This is a genomic window from Paenibacillus sp. FSL M7-0420, from assembly GCF_038002345.1.
Classification (GTDB): domain Bacteria; phylum Bacillota; class Bacilli; order Paenibacillales; family Paenibacillaceae; genus Paenibacillus_AQ.
The window spans coordinates 3,799,238-3,816,455 of the sequence record NZ_JBBOCJ010000001.1 but is presented as its reverse complement, the minus strand read 5'-3'; the positions used below and the strand labels follow the sequence as shown (position 1 = coordinate 3,816,455).

Annotated in this window: 19 protein-coding genes and 1 riboswitch; of the genes, 17 read left to right on the top strand and 2 right to left on the bottom strand. The window is 55.0% G+C overall.

Translation table 11 applies throughout. From position 1 onward, the window contains the following. The first annotated feature begins 108 nt into the window (after window positions 1–108). From MKX51_RS16125 to murB, 5 genes are all read left to right on the top strand, one after another. Entirely contained in the window at window positions 109–1,170 is a 1,062-nt protein-coding gene (locus MKX51_RS16125; RefSeq protein WP_340993130.1) for a FecCD family ABC transporter permease, read from the top strand. After that, entirely contained in the window at window positions 1,167–2,201 is a 1,035-nt protein-coding gene (locus MKX51_RS16120) for a FecCD family ABC transporter permease (protein ID WP_340993129.1), read from the top strand. Before MKX51_RS16125 ends, MKX51_RS16120 begins: the two co-directional genes overlap by 4 nt. Before the next feature lie 40 nt (window positions 2,202–2,241). Continuing rightward, window positions 2,242–3,048 carry an ABC transporter ATP-binding protein gene (locus MKX51_RS16115; protein WP_340940398.1) on the top strand — a complete coding sequence of 269 codons (807 nt, stop codon included), beginning with the start codon at window positions 2,242–2,244 and terminating at the stop codon, window positions 3,046–3,048. A 43-nt stretch (window positions 3,049–3,091) separates the two neighbouring features. After that, the gene (locus MKX51_RS16110) at window positions 3,092–3,901 is read left to right on the top strand and encodes a (2Fe-2S)-binding protein (RefSeq protein ID WP_340993128.1); all 810 of its coding nucleotides are present in this window, start codon (window positions 3,092–3,094) and stop codon (window positions 3,899–3,901) included. 167 nt (window positions 3,902–4,068) lie between these two features. After that, window positions 4,069–4,983 (top strand): UDP-N-acetylmuramate dehydrogenase, encoded by a 915-nt coding sequence (gene murB / locus MKX51_RS16105; protein ID WP_340993127.1) that lies wholly within the window; start codon window positions 4,069–4,071, stop codon window positions 4,981–4,983. Between the two features lie 96 nt (window positions 4,984–5,079). On the opposite strand, the gene MKX51_RS16100 is transcribed toward murB, so the two are convergent. Beyond that, complete coding sequence (locus tag MKX51_RS16100) at window positions 5,080–5,415, bottom strand: hypothetical protein (RefSeq protein ID WP_340940404.1); 336 nt, start codon at window positions 5,413–5,415, stop codon at window positions 5,080–5,082. Window positions 5,416–5,589: 174 nt separating this feature from the next. On the opposite strand from MKX51_RS16100, the gene MKX51_RS16095 reads away from it, so the two are divergent. The 8 genes from MKX51_RS16095 (at window position 5,590) to MKX51_RS16060 (ending at window position 11,948) form a co-directional block, all read left to right on the top strand. Further along, window positions 5,590–6,330, top strand: coding sequence for a ZIP family metal transporter (locus tag MKX51_RS16095; protein ID WP_340993126.1), 741 nt, complete (start codon window positions 5,590–5,592; stop codon window positions 6,328–6,330). Window positions 6,331–6,402: 72 nt separating this feature from the next. Further along, window positions 6,403–6,446: riboswitch (PreQ1 riboswitch) on the top strand. Between the two features lie 82 nt (window positions 6,447–6,528). Further along, on the top strand, window positions 6,529–7,029 hold the full coding sequence (gene queF, locus MKX51_RS16090; RefSeq protein WP_036726570.1) for a preQ(1) synthase: 501 nt from the start codon (window positions 6,529–6,531) through the stop codon (window positions 7,027–7,029). A gap of 45 nt (window positions 7,030–7,074) precedes the next feature. Further along, window positions 7,075–7,740 (top strand): 7-cyano-7-deazaguanine synthase QueC, encoded by a 666-nt coding sequence (gene queC, locus MKX51_RS16085; protein ID WP_340993125.1) that lies wholly within the window; start codon window positions 7,075–7,077, stop codon window positions 7,738–7,740. After that, on the top strand, window positions 7,740–8,222 hold the full coding sequence (locus MKX51_RS16080; RefSeq protein WP_340993124.1) for a 6-pyruvoyl trahydropterin synthase family protein: 483 nt from the start codon (window positions 7,740–7,742) through the stop codon (window positions 8,220–8,222). Before queC ends, MKX51_RS16080 begins: the two co-directional genes overlap by 1 nt. Beyond that, complete coding sequence (gene queE, locus MKX51_RS16075; RefSeq protein ID WP_340995620.1) at window positions 8,215–8,937, top strand: 7-carboxy-7-deazaguanine synthase QueE; 723 nt, start codon at window positions 8,215–8,217, stop codon at window positions 8,935–8,937. The genes MKX51_RS16080 and queE overlap by 8 nt, the downstream gene beginning before the upstream one ends. Window positions 8,938–9,105: 168 nt before the next feature. Continuing rightward, a complete protein-coding gene (locus MKX51_RS16070) occupies window positions 9,106–9,924 on the top strand; it encodes a VanW family protein (protein WP_340993123.1) in 819 nt (272 codons plus the stop codon). A 199-nt stretch (window positions 9,925–10,123) separates the two neighbouring features. Continuing rightward, window positions 10,124–11,038, top strand: coding sequence for a DMT family transporter (locus tag MKX51_RS16065; RefSeq protein ID WP_340940413.1), 915 nt, complete (start codon window positions 10,124–10,126; stop codon window positions 11,036–11,038). A 73-nt stretch (window positions 11,039–11,111) separates the two neighbouring features. Continuing rightward, the gene (locus MKX51_RS16060) at window positions 11,112–11,948 is read left to right on the top strand and encodes a class I SAM-dependent methyltransferase (RefSeq protein WP_340993122.1); all 837 of its coding nucleotides are present in this window, start codon (window positions 11,112–11,114) and stop codon (window positions 11,946–11,948) included. A gap of 37 nt (window positions 11,949–11,985) precedes the next feature. Here MKX51_RS16060 and MKX51_RS16055 read toward each other — a convergent pair whose 3' ends face one another. Continuing rightward, on the bottom strand, window positions 11,986–12,903 hold the full coding sequence (locus MKX51_RS16055) for a LysR family transcriptional regulator (RefSeq protein WP_340993121.1): 918 nt from the start codon (window positions 12,901–12,903) through the stop codon (window positions 11,986–11,988). A 259-nt stretch (window positions 12,904–13,162) separates the two neighbouring features. Here MKX51_RS16055 and MKX51_RS16050 point away from each other — a divergent pair, with 259 nt between their 5' ends. The 4 genes from MKX51_RS16050 (at window position 13,163) to pstB (ending at window position 16,831) form a co-directional block, all read left to right on the top strand. Next, entirely contained in the window at window positions 13,163–14,110 is a 948-nt protein-coding gene (locus tag MKX51_RS16050; RefSeq protein WP_340993120.1) for a phosphate ABC transporter substrate-binding protein PstS family protein, read from the top strand. A 166-nt stretch (window positions 14,111–14,276) separates the two neighbouring features. Further along, a complete protein-coding gene (gene pstC, locus MKX51_RS16045; protein ID WP_442792645.1) occupies window positions 14,277–15,110 on the top strand; it encodes a phosphate ABC transporter permease subunit PstC in 834 nt (277 codons plus the stop codon). Continuing rightward, window positions 15,107–16,003 (top strand): phosphate ABC transporter permease PstA, encoded by an 897-nt coding sequence (gene pstA / locus MKX51_RS16040; RefSeq protein WP_340753431.1) that lies wholly within the window; start codon window positions 15,107–15,109, stop codon window positions 16,001–16,003. Before pstC ends, pstA begins: the two co-directional genes overlap by 4 nt. A 51-nt stretch (window positions 16,004–16,054) precedes the next feature. After that, window positions 16,055–16,831 (top strand): phosphate ABC transporter ATP-binding protein PstB, encoded by a 777-nt coding sequence (gene pstB / locus MKX51_RS16035; RefSeq protein ID WP_036695365.1) that lies wholly within the window; start codon window positions 16,055–16,057, stop codon window positions 16,829–16,831. Window positions 16,832–17,218: the final 387 nt, after the last annotated feature.

Sequence of the window (17,218 nt, the reverse complement as noted above, 5' to 3'; positions counted from 1 at the left end):
ATATAGAAGCCTGCCTCTTTTTTTAAGTTGAACAATATTCATATCTTTGCGATAATGAGAATCATAATCATCTATATTTCCCTAATAATCCTGATGAGGAGACGGCATATGGCTTCATCCACAGATTCTGCTCTACAAGCTCCTTCTGATGAAGGGAACACAACTGTCCGGTCGCGGCCGCTTGCCGCTACTGTTATTCTGGTGCTGGGAATAGCAGGGATTGTCTTCGGCCTGATGGTATCCGTATCGGTTGGTGCGGCGGATATCCGCCTGGCTACCGTATGGGAGGCGGTCTTCCGGTTCAATCCGGAGCTGCCGCAGCATCAGGTCATCCGTGAGCTGCGGATTCCCCGGGCTGCCGCAGGGGCGCTGGTCGGCGCATGCTTTGCCGTTGCCGGTGCGATTATGCAGGGGATGACCCGTAACCCGCTGGCGGATTCCGGACTGCTCGGTCTTAATGCAGGAGCGGGCGTTGGGCTGGCCCTGGCTTTTGCCTTCGCGCCATCGTTATCCTTCGCGTACATCATGCTGTACTGCTTCCTTGGAGCGGCTGTGGCCTCGCTGCTGGTATTCGGGATCGGTTCACTCTCCCATAGCGGACTGACCCCGCTCCGGCTGACCCTCGCCGGTGCGGCGGTAAGCGCCATGCTGCTGGCGGTCAGCCAGGGTATTGCTATCCTGTTCAGCCTCTCCCGGGATATCGCCTTCTGGATGGCTGGCGGGATTGGCGGAGCGAGCTGGAAGCAGCTGCAGGTAATATCTCCTTGGGTCGCGGCGGCCCTGACCGGTGCGCTGCTGCTGTCGCGTTCGATTACGCTTCTGAGCCTGGGCCGGGATGTTGCCGCAGGTCTCGGACAGCGCACCGGTCTGGTACAGACCGCAGGGATGATTATTGTGGTCATCCTCGCCGGAGCGGCAGTCTCCACAGTGGGCCCGATCGCTTTTGTCGGATTAATGATTCCGCATATTACGCGTTACCTCGTCGGGGTTGACTACCGCTGGATTATTCCCTGCTCCGCGGTCCTTGGAAGCATTCTGGTCCTGGTGGCCGATATTGCGGCCAGAATGATTAATGCGCCATACGAAACACCGATCGGTGCCTTAATTGCAGTATTCGGCGTACCGTTCTTCATCTATCTGGCCAGCAAACGCAAGGGGGAGCTGAAATGAACCGTCCCATCTCATTCCCCCCGGCCAAACCGCGCCGTTCCAGAGAGGCCGGTATTCTGACACTGCTTGCTGTGCTTATCGTCATTCTGTTTCTGGTCAGTATGAATACCGGCCTAATGCGGCTGTCACCGCTCGAAGTTCTACATACCCTATCCGGCAACGGTACCAAGCAGCAGCAGCTGATTCTGTTTGATTTCCGGCTGCCGCGCATCGTGATCTCCTTGCTGATTGGTGCAGGCTTCGCGGTAGCCGGAGCAATTCTGCAAGGCTTGTCGCGTAATGCTCTCGCCGAGCCTTCCACCCTGGGGATCAATGCAGGAGCAGGATTCGCAGTGCTGATCTTTATCTCCTTCGTACCGGCTACAACAGCAGCTCCGATCCTTGTGCTTCCGCTGCTGGCCCTGGCAGGAGCTTCACTTACAGCAACGCTGGTCTATTTCCTGTCATACAGGAGTGAGGACGGGCTCTCACCGACAAGGATGATCCTGATTGGGATTGCTGTGGGTGCCGGGATATATGCTTTTCAGCTTATTTTGTCATTAAGACTGGACCCGCAGAATTATCAGTTCGTAGCCATCTGGCTGGCCGGCAAAATCTGGGGTGGAGACTGGCGGTTTGTGCTGGCCCTGCTGCCCTGGATCGTGATCCTGCTGCCCTTCGCATTCTACAAAGCCCGGGTGCTCAATGTACTGAATCTGGGCGATGAGCTCTCCAAGGGACTGGGCCTGCCACTGGAACGGGAACGGCGGTGGCTGCTGGCTGCGGCTGTTGCGCTGGCAGGAGCCTGTGTATCGGTCAGCGGCAGCATTGGCTTTGTCGGGCTCATTGCGCCGCATCTGGCCCGCAGGCTGGTCGGTCCGCGCCATCAGATCCTGCTGCCTGCGGCTGCCCTGATTGGAGCCCTGCTGCTGCTTGCGGCAGATACCATCGGGCGCTGGATTCTGCAGCCGGCAGAGGTGCCGGCAGGTATCGTGGTGGCGATTATTGGAGCCCCGTACTTTTTATATCTTTTGGCTACATCGAAAGCGTAACAGGGATGGATATAAATAAAAAAACTAAGGAGTGTGTATCATGTCGGAACGTTTAAATACAGAGCAGCTGAGCATCGGATATGCGGAGACTATGATTGTAAAGGGGCTGAATCTGTCGCTTCCGACAGGGAAGATTACAGCGCTTGTCGGGGCGAACGGCTCGGGGAAGTCCACGATTCTGAAGACGATGGCCCGGATCATGAAGCCGAAGAGCGGCAATGTAATGCTTGACGGGAAGTCCATTCACAATCTCTCCACCAAAGAGGTGGCCCGCCAGCTGGCGATTCTGCCGCAGAATCCTACGGCCCCGGACGGCTTAACGGTATCTGAGCTGGTAGGGTATGGACGGTATCCGCATCAGAAGGGCTTCGGCAGCCTGACGCCTGAAGACCGCAGCATTATTGCCGAGGCGATTGAATTGACCGGCATGAATGAATTCCGTGACCGGCCGATTGACCGTCTCTCCGGCGGACAACGGCAGCGGGCCTGGATCGCCATGGCGCTGGCCCAGCAGACGGATATTCTGTTCCTTGACGAGCCGACGACCTTCCTGGATATGGCCCATCAGCTGGAGGTGCTTCAGCTGCTGCAGAAGCTCAATGAGCAGGAAGGCCGGACAATTATTATGGTTGTCCATGATTTAAACCATGCCTCCCGTTACGCGCAACATATGGTAGCGATCAAATCCGGTAATGTGATCAGCGAAGGCGCTCCGAATGAGGTAATGACACCGGCGGTGCTGCGTGAGGTATTCGGCATTGAGGCAGATATTGTGCCTGATCCGCGTACAGGCGTGCCGCTCTGTCTGCCTTATGAGCTGGCGGCATATAAGGCAGTAGGGTTATAGGCTGGATGATACAGAATTGTGCAAGCGGGGAGTGGACAGCAGCATGAATGAACATCTGATGCAAGAATATAGCTCCAAGTTCGATCTCCATTCTACAGTACCAGAGGGAACCGTGCATTCCTTCGCCGCTGCTGAACTGGCAGAAGAGGCGGGGATGAGGACCTTCATGGAGGCTTACCGTCCGCTGATGAAGGCGCTCGATGATAAAGCCGCTGGTGCATATTTCGGCGGTTACTTAAGCATTATTGCACTCGCTGTCCAATATTCCGTGACCGGCTTCTTATGCGTACCGGACTTCAGCTTACGAAATCTGCGGCTGCATCTTGTTCCGGCAGATGGCTACTGCCGTGTTGCCTTCTCGCTTCGTGAATGGGGTATTGTACAAGCTCCTGCAGATGAGCCTGGCCGGAAGGCTTGGCGCAATGAGGTGCTCACGAGCTTCTATCAGAGTACAGCCGGACCGCTGATTCGCATGGCTTCACAAGTGAGCGGCCTTTCGCTTGGGGAGATCTGGGGACAGATGCCGACCAAATTCAATTATTATGCGGAAGCCTTTGCCGCTGAGCTTACAGATCCGCCCCTGCTCCGCCGGCTGGAGGAGGATTACGCCTATCTGAAGGATGAGCTGCCTGCTGCCGTATTCGGGCTGCCGCGCAATCCGTTCCAGGTGAAGGTGCGGAGAATCGAGTCGCTCACGGACCCGCAGCAGACGGTGCAGATGCGCAACCGCTGCTGTATGTATTACCGGACAGAGGGCGGGCGGCTGTGTTATACCTGTCCCCGTATGAAGGAGGAGGAGCGGTCCGCACGGCGGGAGGAATTCCGCTCCGAGCGCGCAGCAGCAGGCGAATAGGGTATAAATGGGAATTTCGAAACATAATAATGCTGTATGCAGCTTCTTAACAGGCTCCTGTCATTGACAAGGGAGCCTGTTCGTTGTTAAAGTTGTGGTTGCTGAAGCGTGATTGCCCGGCGATATGTACCACTATTATCTTGTTCATAGAGTTAGGAGCATGAAGAATGAATATTGACAACATATATGAGGATTTGCAGCCGCTCATTACAGCAGGCTCACTGAAACGCCGTGAGAGCCTTAAGGATCTGGTCTATACCCGCATGGGCGGCGAAGCAGATATCTTGGCGGCCCCTGTTACATATGAAGAGATCCGGAGCATCTCTGCCTATGCCCATGATCATCAGATCCCGCTTACGATTCTGGGGAACGGCTCCAATGTCATTATCCGGGACGGTGGCATCCGGGGCATCGTGCTCCAGACCTCCGATCTGTCAGAGATGGGCATCCGCGAGGGGATGCTCTATGCGCAGTGCGGGGCGAAGATTATCGATGTCTCGGGCTATGCACTGGAGCAGGCGCTGACCGGTCTGGAATTCGCCTGCGGCATCCCCGGCACGGTAGGCGGGGCACTCTACATGAACGCGGGAGCCTATGGCGGGGAAGTGAAGGATGTGCTGCACAGTGCGCTTGTCGTTGACCCGGACGGCCAGCTTGTGACCCTGCACAGCGACCAGCTTCAATGGGGCTACCGCAAAAGCATCTTCTCCAGCGGAAAGTATATCGTGCTGGAGGCCAGATTTGCGCTTCTTCCAGGCGATCCTGCCGCGATTAAGGCGTCCATGGATGAGTTAACCTATCTCCGGGAATCGAAGCAGCCGCTGGAGTATCCGTCCTGCGGCAGTGTATTCAAGCGGCCGCCGGGCCGGTTCGCGGGGCAGCTGATTCAGGAGAGCGGTCTTCAGGGTACGCGCATCGGAGGCGCTGAGGTCTCACGCAAGCATGCGGGCTTCATTATTAACGCCGACAATGCAACGGCCAGTGATTATATCGGATTGATCCAGCATGTACGTTCAGCGGTGAAGCACAAGTTCGATGTGGAGCTGGAGACGGAAGTGGAGATTATCGGGGAAGAATTGTAGGCGATAGTTGTGGAAAAAGAGGGTGCAGCTCTAAGCCGGAATGTTGGCTTAGGACTGCACCCTCCTTAGATTCTTACGGCCGGAGCCGCCGGATAATCAGCTTACAGCCAGCGAATATTTCGCCCGGCTAGTCTGCAGATCCACCTTGGCTTCGGACACTTCATGAAGCTGCAGACCGCTCACTGCCAGCTCATATCCCGGCTGCGGCAGGGGCACCAGCTCTCCGTCCGCATTCAGGGTACTGCCTGTGCCGCGCAGAATGACCGCACTGTCCAGATAATCATCAATGACATCGTCAGCGTTCCGGTAGTCAACGGTCTCCAGCTTGAAGTGGACGGTGTCCAGATCCTCCAGCTCCCGTTTTTCGATAACAAGGGTCGTATCCTTCCGGGCTTCCAGCCAATCGATAAGCTTCTGTACGTTTGCTTCCATAGATGATCCCATCCTTCGGTTAATAGAGATTGTTAATTCTAAGTTACCCCTTTCCATACAAATGAATCCGTGCAAATTAGTTGAACTATGCAAGGTGTTTGCCGTTCTTCATTCGTGTGTAAACTATTCTTATGCATTGTAATGATGCCAATATCCTACAAGAAGGTGAATCGGATGGGGAATGCATTGCTATGGGGCGCAGTCTCCGGCTCGGCGGTCATGATTGGCGCGCTCTTGGCCTTATTCCTGCAGATTCGAAGCAAGCTGATTGGCTTCATTATGGCGTTCGGGACCGGTGTGCTGATCGGCGCGGCGGCGTATGAATTGTTAGAGGATTCAGCAAGTGACGGCGGGCTGACCCCGACGATTATCGGCTTCACCGCCGGAGCGCTGGTGTTCACGCTGTTCGACTGGCTGATCTCGCGTAAAGGGGGAGCCGGACGCAAGCGCTCAGCCAGAGCTTCTTCAGGGAAGAGCGATGCCAAGGGCGGAGGGCTGGCTATTTTTGCCGGAACGGTACTGGATGCGATTCCTGAATCGATCATGATCGGCGCAAGTCTCATTGCGGGTCAAGGCGTTAGCATACTGCTGGTCATTGCCATCTTCATCAGTAATATTCCCGAAGGCTTGTCCAGCACGGCTGGACTGAAGCAGGACGGCTATGGCAAAGGCAAGATTATGCTGCTGTGGCTTGGCGTACTCGCTATCTCCACACTGGCCTCAGGGGCGGGATATGCGTTCATGGATCACGCAAGCGGGTATACGGAAGCGCTGATTGCCTCTTTTGCCGGAGGAGGGATTATTGCTATGGTGTCCTCCAGCATGATGCCCGAAGCCTACGAAGAAGGGGGGCCGCTAACAGGATTCATCGCTGCGATGGGACTGCTGTGCTCGCTGATTCTGGATCAGCTGTGAGGGTTGTCAAGCCCGCTGCAATCATGGTATAGTTCAAGACGCACCAAGCTAAAGAAGGAATCTGCGCCGCGCGCAGGAGAGGTTCGCGAACTCCCTCTATAAAAAACTAAGCGTTCTTAGTAGAGCCAGGTTTTCGAAATCTCGTTCTTCTTTCCAGTTCAGGCCAGGGGCCTAGGGAAAAGAGAGGGGTTTTTTGTCATGTCAGAAGGCAGAATGCAAGAGGAAATGCAGGAGGTTACCCTGCTGGGCAACCAAGGCACGCAGTACAAATTCGGCTATGATCCGGGAATTCTGGAGGCGTTCGATAACAAGCATCCCGGCCGTGATTATTTCGTCAAATTCAACTGTCCCGAGTTCACCAGCCTGTGTCCCGTGACCGGTCAGCCGGATTTCGGGGTGATGTACATCTCGTACATTCCGGACATCCGAATGGTGGAATCGAAGTCACTGAAGCTCTATCTGTTCAGCTTCCGCAATCATGGGGATTTCCATGAGGACTGTGTCAACATTATTATGAATGATCTGATCTCGCTGATGGAGCCGCGTTATATCGAAGTGTGGGGCAAATTCACGCCGCGCGGCGGTATTTCCATCGATCCTTACTGCAACTGGGGGCGTCCGGGAACCAAATATGAGGCGATGGCCGAACACCGGCTGATGAATCATGATCTGTATCCCGAGAAAGTGGACAACCGTTAATCCGCAGGAACCAGCTTCACAGAGCAATGAGGAGGAGAGATCAGTATGGTAAATAGAAAAGCATTAGTCGTCTTCAGCGGCGGCCAAGACAGCACGACCTGCCTGGCGTGGGCATTGCAGGAATTCCAGGAGGTTCAGGTGGTTACGTTCAATTATAATCAGCGTCATGCGGCCGAGATTGAAGTCGCCAAGGCGATAGCCGCAAGGTTCGGCGTGAAGCAGCATATTCTGGACCTGGGGCTGCTGAACCAGTTGGCTCCGAACGCTTTGACCCGGGATGATATTGACATTACCGCAGGTGAAGGGGAAGAGCTGCCCAGCACGTTCGTGGATGGACGTAATCTGCTGTTCCTGTCCTTCGCGGCCATTCTGGCCAAGCAGCTCGGCTACTCCAACATTATCACCGGGGTCTGCCAGACGGACTTCAGCGGGTACCCGGACTGCCGTGATGTGTTCGTGAAGTCGCTGAATGTCACGCTTAATCTGTCCATGGATGTGGAGTTCGTCATTCATACCCCGCTGATGTGGCTGGACAAGAAGCAAACCTGGAAGCTGGCAGACGAGCTGGGCCAGTTCGACTATGTGCGGGAGCAGACTCTGACCTGCTATAACGGAATCATCGGCAGCGGCTGCGGCACCTGTCCGGCTTGTCTTCTGCGTAAGCGGGGTCTGGAGCAGTATGAGGCAGAGCGTCAGGAGGCGGGACTATAATGCGGGGCGAAGTAGCCGTCTGCAAAATATTCACCTTCGACGCTGCCCATCAGCTGATCGGACACAAGGGGAAATGCAGTAATCTGCACGGGCATACCTACAGGCTTGAGGTAGTGCTGAAAGGTGTGCCGTCCGTTCAGGAAGGACAGTCGGATGAGGGGTTCGTCATCGATTTCAGCGATATTAAGGCGGCTGTGCAGGAGGTGGTGGTTGGGCGTCTGGATCATGCTTTTCTGGCGATGGGCAATGAGCCTGTGCTGGAGACGCTGAAGGCGACCGGCTCGAAGGTAGCGCTGCTCTCCTTCCGCTCCACCGCGGAGAATCTGTCTGCCTACATTGCCTATGAGCTGAAGCAAGCGGCGTTGCCGGTGTATTCAGTCAAGCTATGGGAGACTCCGACCTCCTGGGCTGAGGTGCTGGCAGCAGATATTCCCAAGGAGGGACCGGCTTACCGGCTGTATGGAGGCTGCGATGATGAGTAGAATCCCGGTCATTGAAATGTTCGGCCCGACAATCCAGGGGGAAGGGGCGGTCATTGGCGTCAAAACGATGTTCGTCCGCACCTACGGCTGCGACTACCGCTGCGGCTGGTGCGATTCCGCCTTCACCTGGGACGGCTCGGCTAAGGATAAAGTAACGATGCTTACGCCGCAGGAGATCCTCTCCGGGTTGCTGGAGCTGGCCGGGGAGAATTTCAATTGTGTGACCATCTCCGGGGGGAACCCGGCACTGATCGGGGAGGCGATGGGAGAATTCATCTCCCTCCTCCACGAGCGGGGCATCCAGGCGGCGATTGAGACGCAGGGCAGCCGTTGGCAGGACTGGTTCCATGAGGTGGATGTGCTGACGATCAGCCCCAAGCCGCCCAGCTCCGGGATGCAGACGGACTGGGATAAGCTGGATGAAATCATGAATAGAGTCGCTGATAACGGCAAGGCTGCGCATAGCCTGAAGGTGGTTGTTTTTAACCAGGAGGATTATGAGTATGCCCGCAAGGTTCACTTCAGGCACCCTGAGGTCCCGCTGTTCCTGCAGCCGGGCAACGATAACGTCACCGAGGAAGGTGACATCTCAGGCCGTCTGCTGGGGCGGCTGGAATGGCTGTTCGGCCTGGTCATTGCCGATCCGCAGATGAACCGCGCACGGGTGCTGCCGCAGCTGCATGCCCTGATCTGGCATAATAAGCGGGGGAAATAGCGCGCCCGCTGCCGGGATGAATCCGAATAGAGTTACTGATGGCCGGGCTTCCGTTACAGGGGGGTTCCGGTCTTTTGCTGTAATAGAAATGGGACAGAATTGTAGCCTCCGGCCGGTTCAGTTGTACTATAATTGAACAATAATGTGGGAGAGGGAGGCAATCATTCCATGAATTCGGTAATCAGCAACATGAAGCCCATCCGGCGGTCCAAGCTGCGATTATTTGCAGGCAAGCGGTATTTCACCTGGAAAAGATACTGGAAATGGATCACAGCCAGCGGACGTCTGGCTACAGAACAGCGCAGTGAAGCTCTGCCGTACGAAGCGGCCAGCCATGCTACCCCGCTGCTGCGCAAATTGCGAAATGTGGATATGCAGCTTCAGCACAACAAAATCGTGAACCTGAGGCTCGCGGTGGCGAAGCTGGACGGGCTTGTCATTCAACCGGGCGAGAGCTTATCATATTGGCGCAGGATCGGCAAGCCCACGCGGAGAAAAGGCTACCTGGACGGAATGGTGCTCCATTATGGCGGGTTCCGTTCCGGCACAGGCGGCGGGCTCTGCCAGTTGTCCAATCTCATCTACTGGATGACGCTGCATACGCCGCTGACGGTTACCGAACGGCACCGGCACAGCTATGATGTCTTTCCCGATGAGCAGCGGACCCAGCCTTTTGGCAGCGGGGCTACTTGTGCGTATAATTATCTGGATCTGCAGCTGCGCAATGATACACAGCACGCTTATCAGCTTAAGCTGCATCTGGATGAGACCTATCTACACGGGGAATGGCGCTGTGAGGGACAGCAGCTCTACCGTTATGAGATCTATGAAGACGGCCACCGCATCAGCCTGGAGCCGTGGGGCGGGTATATCCGGCGCAATGCGATCCGTCGTAGGGTGCTTACGCTTAGCGGGGAGCTGGCAGGTGACGAAGCAGTGGCCGAGAACCACGCACTGATGATGTATTCTCCGCTGCTGCACGGATAAATCCGGTGGAGTTGGGGTTATACCCTAGTGTAAGGAGAACAAGTATAAGGCATGGGACCCGTCAGAGGCGGATTCAGTGCCTTTTTTTGTGCTGAATAGCAACATATAGATTCTATATTTTGAAAAAATGCTGCTTTTTTCGGCGATTTACGTTAAATTAACATAATGAGTCTTACATCCTATGAAGGGGCGTTCTGTCATGCGTACCAATAAACCGCCCGTTCCCGTGCCTCTCCTGATGGTAATCGGAATTGTGGCCATATCCTTCTCTTCCATCTTCATTAAATGGTCCTCCGCGCCTGTATCGGTCCAAGGGATGTACCGGCTGCTGTTCACTTCGCTGCTGATGCTGCCGTTCGCCCGTCCCTATAGCGGAGCACTCTTTCAGCTGCGGCGGAGGGACTGGCTGCTGCTGGGAGTGTCCGGTGTCATGCTTGCCCTGCATTTTCTGCTGTGGATGGGTTCGCTGAATTATACCTCGGTAGCCAGCTCGACGATGATTATGGCGCTGGAGCCGTTATTCATTATGCTCGGTGCGTACATACTGTATAAAGAGCGTAATTCGGTCTTTGCTATCCTGGGGATGGCGATTGCCATCTTCGGCGTTACTTTTATCGGCTGGGGAGACATTGGCTTGTCTGCTGAGAATCTGAAGGGCGATATGCTGTCGGTTGGCGGAACCGTAGCGGTAGCCGCACATATGCTGCTTGGACAAAAGCTGGTGGCGCGTATGCCGTCCTATTTGTACAGCCTGATTGTATTTATCGCTGCGGCCGCCGTATTTGCCGTCTACAATCTCGTGACCGGCACACCGTTCTTCGATTATCCGGCCCGCGAATGGGGCATCTTCGTCCTGCTGGCGGTGATACCTACCGTCTTCGGCCATATCCTGTTCAACTGGCTGCTGCAATATACATCGGCGACTACCGTCTCCATGAATATCCTGGGAGAACCTGTTGGCGCAAGTATTCTCGCATTCCTGCTGCTGGGTGAGCAGCTTAGCGGTCTGCAGTGGGCGGGCGGCGTGCTGGTCATGGCCGGGCTGGGCGTCTATCTGTATGCCGGGCGCAGGAAAGCTATGAAGCTCCGGCAGTCTCTGCCGAACGCTTCATAGCTATACGCGGACAGACCCGTGAGGCAAACTTGATTAAAATTTATAGAACTTAGATAAAGGGGTAACGAAAGCAATGAATGAACCTAATCAGAATGAACCGGATGGTCTCAATAAGGAGGCGGCCCCTACCAGTGAGGAGCTGTGGAATGAGGATACCTATGCCGCCTGGACCCGCCGGTTCGGAACCCCTGCGGAGGCTGCGGAGAAGCTGTCGAAGGACCCTGCGGGGAAGCTGTATCCGCTGAACACCTATCTCGGTGAAGTGAAGGGCCGGAGGATCATGAATCTGATGGGCTCTAACGGCATGAAGGCGGTGGCACTGGGACTGCTGGGGGCTGAGGTGACTGTAGCGGATTTCTCTGAGGCCAATGCCCGTTATGCCGGAGAACTCGCGCAGGAGGCCGGGGTGCAGCTAGAATATATAGTGTCGGATGTCCTGGAGCTGCCTGAAGCGCATCTTAACGGCTCTTATGATACGGTTTTTGCCGAAATGGGGATTGTTCATTATTTTACGGATTTGGCTCCGTTCATGGCTACGGCCTACCGCTTGCTGGCACCGGGCGGGACGTTCGTGCTGCGGGATTTCCATCCGGTAACGACCAAGCTGATCTCCTCCAAGGGATCGACGGCCAAGGTGCGCAAGCATAAGGTGAGCGGGGATTATTTCGATACGGCGCTTGAAGAGAAGCAGGTGTCCTATTCCAAATACATGCCTTCTTCAGGAGCAGCATCGGAGGCGGACAAGCCGAATGTCGTCTACTGGCGGCGCTGGACGCTGGGCGAGCTGGTTACTGCTGCCGCAGCCAGCGGACTGGTGATTAAGGAGCTGGTGGAGGAGCCCAATCTGTCGTCGGATGTGTACGATAAGGGAATTCCCAAGACCTTCACCCTGGTTGCTGTCAAAAGATAATAAGGTTCACCATCACACGGTATCCCCGTTAGCGCAGTTACACAGGCGCTCCGGGGATACCGTTTTTTATTGCTGAATCCGCCGCCATCCCGGCAAAAGCCTGCTGGAGCGGAGACAGCGTATAGTCCTTGCGCCAAGCCAGCACAAAAGACCCGTCAGCCGGAAGGATTCCCGGCAGCTTGGCGTAGGCCAGACGGCCTGCCGATACTTCACCCTCAATCCCGGAGCGGGAGAACACGCCCACCATTCTGCCTGTGTAGAGCATCCCCTTGACTGCTTCCGGCGAGCCCAGCACCGCATGGTTCCATACCCTTACGTTATTAAGCTGTGCCCACTGGTCGGAGATTCCGCGCAGGAAGGAGGCGGCTTCATGCTGGACCCAAGGCTCGCGTGCTACGGCTTGGGCGGTCAGCTCCTGCTCCCCCGCAAAGGGATGCTCCGGCGCAAAGACCAGCACCGTCTCCTCTTCAGCAATCACTTGCGTATGGAAGGTATCGTCTTGGCCCTCTGTACTGTGCAGCACGGCGAGCTGGATCTCCCGGCTGCGCAGACGTTCCCGGATGGCGTCATCCGGCAGCACGGACAAATAGACATCGATCCCGTCATAATGCTGTGTGAATTGGGACAGCAGTTTGGGCACAAGATAACTGGCAGGGATATCGCTGGCGGTAAGCTCCAGATTCCCCGAGGCGAGCGAGGTGAACTGCTTGACCGTCCGCTCGGCCTCCGCGCTCAGCGAGACAATGCGGACCGCATATTGATACAAGGCGCGTCCGGCATCCGTCAGCAGGACCCGGCCGCTCCGGTACTGGAAGAGGGAAGCGCCAAGCTCACTCTCCAGACTTTTCATATGGAAGGAGACGGTAGGCTGCTTAAGGTTCATCTCGGCGGCTACATCCGTTACTTTTTTATATTTTTCAATGAGAACTAAGATTTGCAGCTTTACAAGGTTCATGAAGATTCCTCCGGGATGGGGCAAAAAGTCCCCTATTGTTGTTTCGATATAGATTTTATCTATTTAATTATTCAATTTATATTATAACTTTTATCCTTCGGTTTACAAACTCAGTACTTTTATCTAACGAACGGGTCCTAGAATAAGAAGAGTCAGAAGAGAAGCTGATAGACACACAATAATGCTTCCCGAGTGAGTTTTGTACGAAGCAGAAGGAACGCAGCAGACACTCACAAAACCTTTAGGAGGAAAACAAACAATGCAATTCAAAAAATCGTGGATCATGGCTTTGACACTAACAAGCGTACTGGCACTTTCAGCATGCGGCAACAACGGGGGAAATAAGGCAACAACCAATAACGGAGGGAATACACCGGCTGCTACAAACACAGAAACCAGCAGCGGTGCGAAGCTGAGCGGTTCGGTTCTGGCGTCAGGCTCCACAGCACTTCAGCCGCTCGTAGAGCAGGTAGCTGAGAAATTCATGGATGCGAATGCAGGCGTGGACATTCAGGTTCAGGGCGGCGGCAGCGGAACGGGCTTGACTCAGGTCTCCGAGAAGCAAGTCGATATCGGGAACTCGGACGTATTCGCCGAAGAGAAGCTGAAGGATGCAGCGAAGGCGGCTGAGCTGGTAGATCATCAGGTGGCGGTTGTAGCGATTGCGGCAGTAAGCAACCCGGCGGCAGGCGTAGACAGCTTGACCAAGCAGCAACTGGTAGATATTTTCACAGGTAAAATCACGAACTGGAAAGAGGTCGGCGGTGCAGACCAGGCCATCCAGATCATCAACCGTCCAGCAAGCTCAGGTACCCGTGCTACCTTCGAGAGCTTCGCTCTTGGCACCAAGACCGAGGATCTGAAGGGCTCGATTCAGGAGGATTCCTCCGGTACGGTTAAGAAAATGATCGGCGAAACACCAGGAGCTATCGGTTATTTGGCACTGTCCTACCTGGATGATTCCGTGAAAACATTAAACTATGACGGCGTGGAGCCTTCGGTAGACAACGTAGTGGCCGGTAAATATCCGGTATGGGCTTACGAGCACATGTACACTAACGGTGAACCCAATGAGACTGTAAAAGCCTTCCTGGATTACTTCCTGACGGATGAAGTACAGACTGGCGATGTGATAGAGCTTGGCTACATTCCGGCTTCCAAAATGCAGGTATCGCGTGATGTTGCAGGTACTGTAACACCTAAATAAGCTTCACCGGTTCACAGTTAGGATTGGATTTCAACTTTAATGTGATTAGAGGCGGATAAACTCTGCCTCTCTTTTCACTTTAGAAAGAGGGAGCATCTTGAGGGGACAACCAACAAACAAGCGGCTGGAAAAACATCATATAGAAAATTTAATCGGACGTATTTATATGTCCTTTTGCGTGCTGCTGCTCATTGTCATTATTATATCCATGGTCTATTTCGTAGCCTCCAAAGGCGTGGCCAACTTCGTGAGCGGTGAGGTCAAGGTCTCAGAATTCCTGTTCGGCACGAAGTGGTCGCCTGAAGCAGATACACCTTCCTATGGAGCCTTCCCGTTCATCTCGGGTTCCTTCCTGGTCACGCTGCTGGCCGCGCTTATCGCAAGTCCGCTCAGTATCTGCGCTGCGCTCTTCATGACTGAAATTGTGCCGGGCTGGGGTAAAAAGCTGCTGCAGCCGGTCATCGAGCTGCTGTCAGGCATTCCATCTGTTGTCTACGGGTTCGTAGGCTTAAGCGTCATTGTTCCATTTCTGCGGGATACGCTGCCCGGACAGGGCATCGGGGTGGCTGCAGGCGCGCTAGTGCTGTCGGTCATGATTCTGCCGACGATTACCAGCGTGGCTGCAGACGCGCTTGCTTCATTGCCGCAAAACTTGAAAGAATCCTCCTTTGCGCTCGGTGCCACACGCTGGCAGACGATCTCCCGGGTCATTCTCCCGACGACCTTCCCGGCGATTATGACGGGTGTAGTGCTTGGTATGGCCCGCGCCTTCGGCGAAGCTCTTGCCGTGCAGATGGTTATCGGTAACGCGCCGTTCGTGCCACACTCCCTGTTCGAGTCCGCGTCCACCCTTACCAGTGTCATCACGCTGGGCATGGGGAATACCACGATGGGTTCACCGCAGAACAATGCGCTGTGGAGTATGGCGCTGGTGCTGATGCTGATGACCTTCGTATTCGTCCTGCTGGTGAGAATGCTCGAAAGGAGAAATAAAATTTGAAGCCGAGAACTGCGAATAAAATAGCCACAGTCGTTATCGTTACCTTTGCATTGCTGATCGTAGCCATCCTGGTTAGCTTACTCGGATATATCCTGATCCGCGGCATGAGTCATATTAGCTGGGACTTCCTGACCTCAGCGCCGCAAAAGATCCGCGCAGGCGGAGGCGTCGGGCCGCAGCTGTTCAACTCATTGTTCCTGCTGGTGCTGACCTTGATCATCACCGTGCCGCTGGGGCTGGGTGCCGGAATCTTCATGGCAGAGTATGCCCGTCCCGGCAAGCTGACCAACTTCATCCGTCTGGTCGTGGAGGTATTGTCGTCCTTCCCGTCGATTATCGTGGGTCTGTTCGGTCTCCTGCTGATCGTCAACACCTTCAATCTCGGGTTCTCCCTGATCTCGGGTGCGCTCGCGTTAACCTTCTTCAACCTTCCGCTTATGGTACGTATTACGGAGCAAGCCTTCCGCACGGTGCCTAAGCAGCAGAAGGAAGCAGGCTTCGCGCTTGGATTATCCAAGTGGAAGATTGTCACCTCGGTATTGCTTCCGGTAGCTTTGCCAACTATTATCACCGGCACGATCCTGTCGGCTGGCCGCGTGTTCGGTGAAGCAGCCGCGCTGATGTTCACCGCAGGGATGAGCAGCCCGCGCCTGGACTTCAGCAACTGGAATCCGCTGAGCCCTTCCTCGCCGCTGAACCCGTTCCGTCCGGCGGAGACGCTTGCGGTGCATATCTGGAAGGTCAACAGTGAAGGCCTGGCACCGGATGCACTTCAGATCGCAGCGGGTGCTTCAGCCGTCCTGGTGCTGACCGTATTAATCTTCAATCTGGCGGCCCGTTACTTCGGAAGATTCATCTACCGCAAGCTTACTGCATCCAAGAGAATGAGCTAGGAATAGACAAGGCAATCCGCTTTTCAAAAAGAGTCTGTAGGAGGAACTAAGATGGGAATCGCAGAGCCAGTCGTACGCGAATCATTTCAAACGGAGGATCTGAGTATTTATTATGGCACGTATGAGGCGGTGAAGGGGATCAGCCTTCCTTTTGCCCAGAATACGGTAACCGCATTGATCGGCCCGTCGGGCTGCGGGAAATCAACCTTTCTCCGTTCACTGAACCGGATGAATGACGATATTTCCGGCTCTACGACCAAGGGGAGCATCTGGATTGACGGTGTCGATATCAATGCTACAGGCACGGATGTAATCAAGCTGCGGCAAAAGATCGGCATGGTCTGGCAGAAGCCCAATCCGTTCTACAAATCGATCTACGATAATATCGCCTTCGGCCCGAAATATCATGGCATCAAGGGCAAGCAGGCGCTGGATGAAATCGTCGAGAGCAGTCTGCGCCGCGCCGCCCTGTGGGACGAGGTCAAAGACCGCTTGAAGGATTCCGCGCTGGCGTTGTCCGGCGGACAGCAGCAGCGTCTGTGTATCGCGCGGGCGCTGTCGGTCAACCCGCAGATCCTGCTGCTTGATGAGCCGGCTTCGGCCCTTGACCCGGTATCAACCGGTAAGGTGGAGGAGCTGATCAAGGAGCTGAAGGAAGAGCTGCGCATCGTGATCGTCACCCATAACATGCAGCAGGCCGCGCGGATCTCGGATTATACCGCCTACTTCTATCTCGGCTCCCTGGTGGAATACGACAAGACCGAGAAGGTCTTCACGAACCCCGAGAACCAGATGACGCAGGAGTACATTATGGGCCGGTTTGGCTGATCGGGAGACGGGCCGGGACGCGTATAGAAGGGTATAGACAAATTCGATCACACTGATCGTTCAGGACACCATCCAATGCGGGTGGTGTTTTTGGCTGCTCAGGAGATAATGGGCCGCGAGGGGGCGTGCGGACTCAATGTAATCGAAAAACCAATTACATTGCGCCAGGACGAGGGTGTGCGGACCCAATGTAATCGAAAAACCGATTACATTGGGCGGAGCGAGGGTGTGCAGACCCAATGTAATCGAAAAACCGATTACATTGGGCGGAGCGAGGGTGTGCGGACCCAATGTAATCGAAAAACCGATTACATTGCGCCAGGACGAGGGCGGGCGGACCCAATGTAATCGAAAAACCGATTACATTGCGCCAGGACGAGGGGGTCG